A 658-nucleotide genomic window follows, 5' to 3' on the forward strand; every position below is an offset into this window, starting at 1 on the left:
TCGATCATGGGCTGCATGTTTTCCCACAACCGGGCGCAGTAGGGGCAGGCCATATCCGTGAACACATAAGCCACTCGTTGCGGCTGCTGTGGGCCTTCCGCTACCCAGGTGCTGGCTTCCAGCTTGGCCAGCAGGCTGTCCATGGAGGGGCCGTCGTCGGCCTGGCCGATCAGGGGCATCAGCAGGGTGAGCAGCAAGGCAGCAGGTTTGATCATGGAGTGTCTCCCGGAAGGTGTTGGCTAAGAAAGTGATGCAGGCTGGCGTCGGAGAGGGGGCCAAAATGGCGCCCGACTTCCTGGCCCTGCTGATCGAACAAAAGGGTTAGCGGCAGGCCACGGTTGCCCGCATAGCGACCCAGATCCGCATGTGGATCCAGTAACAGGTGCTCAAAGTGGAGCTGCCCTTCGGTGAGGTACTGGCGGACCTGATGGGGGTTCTCCCCCTGATTGGCAAGAATAAAGCGCACCCCGGGGTAGCGCTGCTGCCCGGCCTCAAGCACAGGCATTTCCCGCCGGCACGGTGGGCACCAGGTGGCCCACAGGTTTACCAGCGTTACCCCGCTGGATGCCGCTTTCAGCGTGGTGGCGTCCCCTTGCAGATTGTACAGGGTGACCTCCGGTAACGGGCTGGGCGTTGGCGACAGGGCTTCCAGTGCGGC

Annotated in this window: 1 protein-coding gene and 1 pseudogene; both read right to left on the reverse strand. The window is 62.9% G+C overall.

Annotated features, from left to right (window positions below; genetic code table 11):
- Window positions 1–215, reverse strand: a pseudogene (locus A3754_RS01045) (thiol:disulfide interchange protein DsbG); the annotation flags it as partial.
- On the reverse strand, window positions 212–658 hold a 447-nt coding region (locus A3754_RS01050; RefSeq protein WP_156496657.1), incomplete at its 5' end, for a TlpA disulfide reductase family protein. The gene A3754_RS01050 and the pseudogene A3754_RS01045, both read right to left, overlap by 4 nt.

The organism is Alcanivorax sp. HI0083 (assembly GCF_001635175.1).